The sequence below is a fragment of the Mesorhizobium sp. M7A.F.Ca.AU.001.01.1.1 genome (assembly GCF_004022735.1).
Classification (GTDB): Bacteria; Pseudomonadota; Alphaproteobacteria; order Rhizobiales; family Rhizobiaceae; genus Mesorhizobium; species Mesorhizobium ciceri.
Map to the genome: position 1 here is coordinate 1 of NZ_RZPF01000428.1, position 5,715 is coordinate 5,715.

The 5,715-nt window shown below is 61.8% G+C and carries 9 protein-coding genes and 1 tRNA gene; 6 read left to right on the forward strand and 4 right to left on the reverse strand.

Translation table 11 applies throughout. The features are described from left to right. Positions 1-213 precede the first annotated feature (213 nt). Complete coding sequence (locus tag EN884_RS23225; RefSeq protein WP_013530526.1) at positions 214-1,461, reverse strand: sugar ABC transporter substrate-binding protein; 1,248 nt, start codon at positions 1,459-1,461, stop codon at positions 214-216. Positions 1,462-1,524: 63 nt separating this feature from the next. After that, on the reverse strand, positions 1,525-2,568 hold the full coding sequence (locus tag EN884_RS23230; RefSeq protein ID WP_013530527.1) for a LacI family DNA-binding transcriptional regulator: 1,044 nt from the start codon (positions 2,566-2,568) through the stop codon (positions 1,525-1,527). A 458-nt stretch (positions 2,569-3,026) separates the two neighbouring features. Between EN884_RS23230 and EN884_RS23235 the strand changes: the two genes are divergently transcribed. The 4 genes from EN884_RS23235 to EN884_RS23250 all read left to right on the forward strand — a co-directional run bounded on the left by EN884_RS23235 (position 3,027) and on the right by EN884_RS23250 (position 3,980). Further along, positions 3,027-3,102, forward strand: a tRNA-Cys gene (locus EN884_RS23235). 202 nt (positions 3,103-3,304) lie between these two features. After that, complete coding sequence (locus EN884_RS23240) at positions 3,305-3,508, forward strand: hypothetical protein (RefSeq protein WP_013530528.1); 204 nt, start codon at positions 3,305-3,307, stop codon at positions 3,506-3,508. Positions 3,509-3,513: 5 nt separating this feature from the next. Then, a complete protein-coding gene (locus tag EN884_RS23245; RefSeq protein WP_027160878.1) occupies positions 3,514-3,705 on the forward strand; it encodes a hypothetical protein in 192 nt (63 codons plus the stop codon). A 53-nt stretch (positions 3,706-3,758) separates the two neighbouring features. After that, the gene (locus tag EN884_RS23250; protein ID WP_027160877.1) at positions 3,759-3,980 is read left to right on the forward strand and encodes a DUF6500 family protein; all 222 of its coding nucleotides are present in this window, start codon (positions 3,759-3,761) and stop codon (positions 3,978-3,980) included. Positions 3,981-4,011: 31 nt separating this feature from the next. Here EN884_RS23250 and EN884_RS23255 read toward each other — a convergent pair whose 3' ends face one another. Both EN884_RS23255 and EN884_RS23260 read right to left on the reverse strand, forming a co-directional pair. Next, positions 4,012-4,278 carry a DUF1488 domain-containing protein gene (locus EN884_RS23255; protein ID WP_013530531.1) on the reverse strand — a complete coding sequence of 89 codons (267 nt, stop codon included), beginning with the start codon at positions 4,276-4,278 and terminating at the stop codon, positions 4,012-4,014. Continuing rightward, positions 4,275-4,523, reverse strand: a complete 249-nt coding sequence (locus tag EN884_RS23260; protein ID WP_063168668.1) for a hypothetical protein — start codon at positions 4,521-4,523, stop codon at positions 4,275-4,277. The genes EN884_RS23255 and EN884_RS23260 overlap by 4 nt, the downstream gene beginning before the upstream one ends. A gap of 251 nt (positions 4,524-4,774) precedes the next feature. Here EN884_RS23260 and EN884_RS23265 point away from each other — a divergent pair, with 251 nt between their 5' ends. Continuing rightward, positions 4,775-5,137: a co-chaperone GroES gene (locus EN884_RS23265; RefSeq protein ID WP_013530533.1), complete on the forward strand. Its 363-nt coding sequence runs from the start codon at positions 4,775-4,777 to the stop codon at positions 5,135-5,137. Between the two features lie 33 nt (positions 5,138-5,170). Further along, the coding region (locus EN884_RS23270) for a TCP-1/cpn60 chaperonin family protein (RefSeq protein WP_281034841.1) at positions 5,171-5,715 on the forward strand (545 nt) is incomplete at its 3' end.

A 5,715-nucleotide genomic window follows, 5' to 3' on the forward strand; every position in this document is an offset into this window, starting at 1 on the left:
CAATTGAAGAGAGCAATTCGGGGCAATCCGACCTCTCCCTGAGGGGAGAGGAGGTTGCCGGGGATGGTGCCAGCCTCTTCTCCCCAGCGGGGAGAAGGTGGCCGCGAAGCGGCCGGATGAGGGGGTCTTTTCTCAACGCGATAGCCCTGCCGTTGGCGATGCGGTATCCGGCCACCCGCCCAGGGAGACAGGCGGGCGGCCGGCAGGCGTCCGCTACTTCTGCGGCGCCTGGTCGATGATCGACTGCATCGTTTCCTGCGCATTGGCTATCGCGCCATCGACATCGTCGCCGAAGAAGACCTCGTTGATCATCTGCGTCCACGGGCCGTTGGCGGAGTTGATCAGGTCGTTGAACACCACCGAATAGGGCGTCTTGCCCTTGGCCATGGCTTCGGCGGCGATCTGGTAGCGCGGATCGAGATCCTTCAACGCGTCCTTGGCGATGTCGCCGCGCACCGGCAGGCTTCCGTATTTGGCAAGGATGGTCTGGCCCTCGAGCGAATAGGCGAAGTCGAGGAACTCCTTCACCACGGGCAGTTTCGTGGTGCCCTTGGTGACGACGAAATTGTCGCCGCCCGCAAAGGACGACCAGCCGCTGTCCTTGCCCGGCAGGAAGGTGACGCCGTAATCGATGTCGGGATACTGGGTGTTGAGCGCGCCGATGGCAAAGGCGCCGGACGGCGAGATGCCGATATTGCCGGCGGCGAAGGCGGCAAAGAAATTGGCGCCGGTGTCGGTCTGTGCGCCTGCCGGTACCAGATCCTTCTTGACCATCGAGCGGTAGAGATCGATGGCGCCGCGCAGCTGCGGGCTGTCCAGCGTCGCCTTCGAGCCGTCTTCGCTCAGGATGTCGCCACCAGACGCCCAGATCAGGGGCGTGAAGGTGAAGATGTTGCAGCCGCCGCAATTGCCGGAGAAGTAGAAGCCCTTGATGTTGCCGCCGAGCGCGTTGACCTTCTCGGCATCGGCCGCGATCTCGGCCCAGTTGGCCGGACCTTTTTCGGGATCGAGGCCGGCCTGCTTGAACAGCTTCTTGTTCCAGATCAGCACCGAGGCGTCGGCGGAGAAGGGCAGGCCGTAAATGTGGTCTTTGTAGGTGCCGGTCTTCACATGCGCCGGCGACAGGCTGGCAAAATAGGGCAGGGACTTTGCCCAGTCGGTGATGTCCTCCAATTGGCCGGCTGCGGCGAAGGAGGGCGTGTAGATCAGGTCGAGCGACAGCGCGTCGGGCGCTGTGCCGCCGGCGGCCGCGGCACCGTATTTGGGGATGATCTCGGCATTGGGGATGATATCGAGCTTGACCTGGTTGGTGTGCGCCTTGTTGTAGGCATCGACGATCCTCGGCATGAAATTCGAACCGTCGGCGCGCACCCATATGTTGGCCGTCTCGGCGGCGGCAGTGCCGAGACCGCCGCCCAGAACGGCAGCGGCCAGGGCCAGTTTGGCAATCAGGTTCCTCATGTTCTCCTCCTCCAAGGTTGGCCGCGGTCCGCGGCTTGGCGCCGATTGCGCGGCGCTTCGTTTTCAGCCACCCGGCGGATGGCCGCATGACTGCCGCACCACCAGCCGGCACGGCAGTTTTCGAATGCCGGGCGCGGCGGGCTTGCCGCCGACCAGCGAAAGCAGGGTCAACCCGGCCTCGCGCCCGAGCGCGACCAGGTTCATGTCGACAGAGGTCAGCGGCGGGCGCGTCGCCTCGGCCACGATCTCCCAATTGTCGAAACCGATGACGCCGACATCCCTGGGGACGTCGAGGCCGCGTTCGCGCAGAGCATCGATGACGCCGCGCGCGATCTGGTCGTTGCCGCAGAAGACCGCGTCCGGCCTTTCGCTTTTGCCGTCGAACAGTTGCGCAACCGCCTGGTGACCCCAGGCTTCCGACCAGGAGCCGAGCAGCGGCTCGCTGACCGTCAGGCCGTTTTCGGCGAGCACGTCGCGGTAAGCCTGAACGCGCGCGTGTACCACGGCAAAGCTCGCCGGCCCGGTGACGTGGGCGATGCGCTTGCGGCCAAGCCGGCAAAAATGCTCGACGGCCAGCCGGGCGCCGCCAACATCGTCCGAGACGAAGGCAACGGCGTCGGGGTCGGGCTGCGTGAAGGCATAGATCACCGGGACGCGCAGATTGGAGAGGTCGACGGGCAGATGACGATCGATGCGCTTGCCAGTGGCGATGATGCCGTCAACGCGCTTGTCGAGCATGGCGTCGACATGCATCTGGCCCAGCCGCGGATCCTCCTCGACATTGCACAGGAACACCGAGACGCCATTGTCGACCAGCGCGTCCGAAATGCCCGACATCAGCGGCAGCGAGAAGCGGCCATAGGTATCGTTGGTGAGCAGGCCGACGGTGAAGCTGCGGCGTCGGAGCAGGCTTTGCGCCAGGCTGTTGGGCCGGAAGCCAAGCCGCCGGGCGGTCTCGCGAATGCGTTCGCGCGTCTCGGCTGTCATCCGGCCCTGGCTGTTGAGCGCCTTGGATGCGGTAGCGACGCTGACTCCGGCCTGCGCGGCCACGTCACGCAAGGTGACTGGCTTGGAAAAGACCGGAACAGGCAGATCGTCCGATGGCATCGCGCCGAGAGTCCTTAGTTGGAAAAAGGTTTTCTCTTACCGATCTGAAAGAGGCCCGGCAGGTGGCCGAGCCCGACTGAAATTGTTTGAGAAAACCTTTTCTCAGCTGAGGCTAGACCAGATTGGATCGCCGTTCAAGGGAAAAGCTGGTTGGGCCTCGGCTCTCTTCCTTCGAATGCAAACGCGGGTTAAAGCAGCGCCGGCAGCACTTAGCTCAGGGGAAGAGCGCCAGTCGCAGTGCTGGAGGCCCTCGGTCGAGACGGGGCGGGCTGCCGCTTGAGGCGTGAAGGATCGCAGCGTGCGCGGGATGCGAGGTCCGGCAAAGGGTTGGCGCTGCCGGGCAGCAAACCTGGCCGCAATATGTGCTGGCGGACGGTCTGAAGATCGTGCCGAAAATTCTGAACAGTCCCTCGGGATTAACCTTTCCGTAAATATTTGGCCGCTACTTCAACAGCCATGGCCTCGTGGCGGAGCGGCTACGCTGGAGACGGCAAATCTCTGAAGCCTCGGTTCGATTCCGAGGCGAGGCCTCCAAAATTTCGCGTCGAACAGCAGTCCCAATCTGCCCCAAGGGCAGTCAGTCCCCACGAATAGATTTGTGCGTTACGAAGGCGGTGCGGACCGGACGTTAAAGCAGTCCTGTCTTGCATTTGGCATGCCGGCACGCGCGAAAAGAGTGGTATGGAAGGGAGCCGAGCGTTCTTGCTTCGCTTTTTCCTGACATTCGAGGCCTTTCGTGCGTGAACCGTCGCTGCTGCCCGTCTTTGGAAAACTTGGCCTCAAGGCTCCTGCCGCCCTGGCGGCGGCACCGGCCTCGTCGGCAGGTGTGTCGCACCTGCGGAAGCTTCTGGCCGTGCATAGCGGCATGGTGCTGAAACTGTCGGTCGTCGCCTGGACGGTGCTGATCCTGGGCGCCGTGTTTTTCACGATGCAAGGCTGACCGGCATGGCCAACCGCTACACGCTGCGTATGGAGCTTCCCCAGAGCTGGAGCATCATCGATGTCTTCACCGGCCAGCCTGCGGTGGTCCGGCAAAAGGTGATGGTCGGGATGGGGCCGCGCGAGGCCGAGGACATGGTCGTGCAGATGAATGTCCGCGATGTCAAACGCCGCGAACGGGCCGAGCGCAAGGCCTGATCCGTAGCGGCCCGCCGGCGGAAGCCTGCCGCACCGCAAATCAAGGGATTCCCGTGAGAGCCAGCCTGAAGCAGAAGATACTGGAGATTTGCGACCGCAAGATCTCCGAGAAGGGGGCCGGCGTCGGCGTGTCGTTCTATGCGTTTTTCGCCAACAGAAACGACAACCCCGAACTCCTGATGGAAGCCGCCGAATGGTGGATCAGAACCCACCGCCTCGACCATTTCGAAAAGGCTGCGAAGATACGCGCGATGGTCGAGGGGATGGATCTTTAATCGTCGTTTTGAGCGACATGCAATGGACTGATCAGCCGAAATCGGACGCCGTCAGAACATACATGCTCTTGTGGGTGCGGTCGTAGGCCTTCGACGCGACCTCGCGGATGGCACTGCTCTCGGTGTCGAATGTCTGGAGATAACCGGCTTCATCGGCCGCGGTTCCCGGCCGCATCTTGGCCATGGCGTCGGCGGCGACGGAGAACGAGATCTGGAACATGCCGTCATGGCCGACGAAACGGATGCGCTGGCCCGCCTCGTCATAGCTGCGGCTGCGGTTGGGGAAGGTGAGGCTCATGTCTTAGCCTCCGTAACTTTCTTGGTCACCCGCTTCTTCTTCGGCGTCGGATTGAGGGCCTGGGCGACACGATCGGCCTCTTCCTTGGCCAGCCGAAGCTCCCTCAGCCTTGCCGTCTTGATCTCCCTGGCTCTTGCCTCGGACATATATTCGGCGGTCGCCTTGTTTTTCTCCGCTGTCTTCTTCTGCTTGTCGACAAAGCGGGCTTCAGCTTTTTCCATGATCGTCTGATTGCCTTCGGCCATCGAAGAAATCTCCCTTGTGCCTGAAATCGTGAAAGTGAACTTGTCCGATAAATAGGCACTCGATCGGCAAAATTCAATCTTTTGAATTATTTGACATTCTGCGGATATCACGAAACGGCCAGCTGAAATAATACTTTTGAATATTTAATTTGGTACGCGAATAATTTTTGGCACTCCTATCTATCGAGTGCCAACGCGTCTATAGAGGAGGGGCGTGGCCGCCTGTGCCGGCCCCCAGAAAGAAAGTTCCCATGAAATTTCGGCCACTCCACGACCGCGTCGTCATTCGTCGCGCCGAAGGCGATATCAAATCCAAGGGCGGGATCATCATCCCCGACACTGCCAAGGAAAAGCCGCAGGAGGGCGAAGTCATCGCTGTCGGCCCTGGCGCACGCGACGAAAACGGCGCGCTTGTTCCGCTCGACGTCAAGGCCGGCGACTTCATCCTGTTCGGCAAATGGTCGGGCACCGAGGTCAAGATCGACGGCGAGGACCTTCTGATCATGAAGGAAGCCGACATTATGGGCGTCATCGACAAGGACGAGACTGGCATCATCGACAAGGGCGAGACCGCTGCAACCGACAAGACCGTGGCCGCCAAGAAAGCTGCCTGACCTTATTTTCTCCGAACGTACTGGATAAAAATCATGTCTGCCAAGGAAATCAAATTCTCCACCGACGCGCGCGACCGCATGCTGCGCGGCGTCGAGATCCTTACCAATGCTGTGAAGGTCACGCTCGGCCCCAAGGGCCGCAACGTCATCATCGACAAGGCCTATGGCGCGCCGCGCATCACCAAGGACGGCGTCACCGTCGCCAAGGAAATCGAGCTTGCCGACAAGTTCGAGAACATGGGCGCCCAGATGGTGCGCGAAGTGGCCTCGAAGACCAACGACCTCGCCGGTGACGGCACCACCACCGCCACGGTGCTGGCCGCCTCGATCCTGCGCGAAGGCGCCAAGCTGGTCGCCGCCGGCATGAATCCCATGGATTTGAAGCGCGGCATCGACCAGGCGGTTTCCGCCGTGGTCAAGGAAATCCAGGCGCGCGCCAAGAAGGTCAAGTCGTCGGCCGAGATCGCGCAGGTCGGCACCATCGCCGCCAATGGCGATGCCAGCGTCGGCGAGATGATCGCCAAGGCTATGGACAAGGTCGGCAATGACGGCGTCATCACCGTCGAGGAAGCCAAGAC

Bases quoted from the DNA above. Each gene is read 5' to 3' on its own strand.
- EN884_RS23225 (WP_013530526.1), bottom strand. From the start codon at position 1,461: ATGAGGAACCTGATTGCCAAACTGGCCCTGGCCGCTGCCGTTCTGGGC.
- EN884_RS23260 (WP_063168668.1), bottom strand. From the start codon at position 4,523: ATGGCCGAAGGCAATCAGACGATCATGGAAAAAGCTGAAGCCCGCTTT.
- EN884_RS23245 (WP_027160878.1), top strand. From the start codon at position 3,514: ATGGCCAACCGCTACACGCTGCGTATGGAGCTTCCCCAGAGCTGGAGC.
- EN884_RS23230 (WP_013530527.1), bottom strand. From the start codon at position 2,568: ATGCCATCGGACGATCTGCCTGTTCCGGTCTTTTCCAAGCCAGTCACC.
- EN884_RS23265 (WP_013530533.1), top strand. From the start codon at position 4,775: ATGAAATTTCGGCCACTCCACGACCGCGTCGTCATTCGTCGCGCCGAA.
- EN884_RS23255 (WP_013530531.1), bottom strand. From the start codon at position 4,278: ATGAGCCTCACCTTCCCCAACCGCAGCCGCAGCTATGACGAGGCGGGC.